Here is a 786-nt window from a genome sequence, read left to right as displayed (position 1 = left end):
TGCTTCCTTTTGACGAAAATGATAATATTGGGGTGTAAAATGATGAATGAAAAAATTTTAATCGTTGATGATCAATACGGCATTCGTATTTTGCTAAATGAAGTGTTCAATAAAGAAGGCTACCAGACGTTTCAGGCTGCGAACGGCCTGCAGGCGCTTGACATTGTGACAAAAGAACGGCCCGACCTTGTGCTTTTGGACATGAAAATTCCCGGCATGGACGGAATCGAAATCTTAAAACGGATGAAGGTCATTGACGAAAACATCCGGGTCATTATCATGACGGCATACGGAGAGCTCGACATGATCCAGGAATCGAAGGAATTGGGCGCTCTGACGCACTTTGCCAAGCCGTTTGACATCGACGAAATCAGAGACGCCGTCAAAAAATATCTGCCCCTGAAGTCTAACTGACAAAAAGAAGAAACAAATGAATGATGTCATTGTGTTGCCGATTTGTCGAAAAGTTGGTATCCTAGTTATGGAGAAAAAGCGATCTGAGTATTTACATATGACAGCAATATATGGGTCATGCTAGGGTGGAAAGCTTTTTTCGCTAGAAGACAATCAGGCTACATAAGGAGGACATTCGACATGCCTTTAGTTTCTATGACGGAAATGTTGAATACAGCTAAAGAAAAAGGGTACGCTGTAGGACAATTTAACTTAAACAACCTTGAGTTTACTCAAGCGATTTTACAAGCAGCTGAAGAAGAAAAATCTCCAGTGATCCTTGGTGTTTCCGAAGGTGCGGGACGCTACATGGGCGGCTTCAAAACAGTGGTT

Annotated in this window: 2 protein-coding genes; both read left to right on the top strand. The window is 42.2% G+C overall.

All coding sequences use genetic code 11. From position 1 onward, the window contains the following. Positions 1-39 precede the first annotated feature (39 nt). Complete coding sequence (spo0F, locus tag ACWHAR_RS25965) at positions 40-414, top strand: sporulation initiation phosphotransferase Spo0F (protein WP_003227621.1); 375 nt, start codon at positions 40-42, stop codon at positions 412-414. Between the two features lie 180 nt (positions 415-594). Beyond that, a partial coding sequence (locus ACWHAR_RS25960; protein WP_452088285.1) for a class II fructose-bisphosphate aldolase occupies positions 595-786 on the top strand: 192 nt, incomplete at its 3' end.

Source organism: Bacillus sp. LR--39, assembly GCF_053613335.1.
Note: the sequence above shows the minus strand (reverse complement) of the source record. Positions and strands in the feature narration are given on the sequence as shown.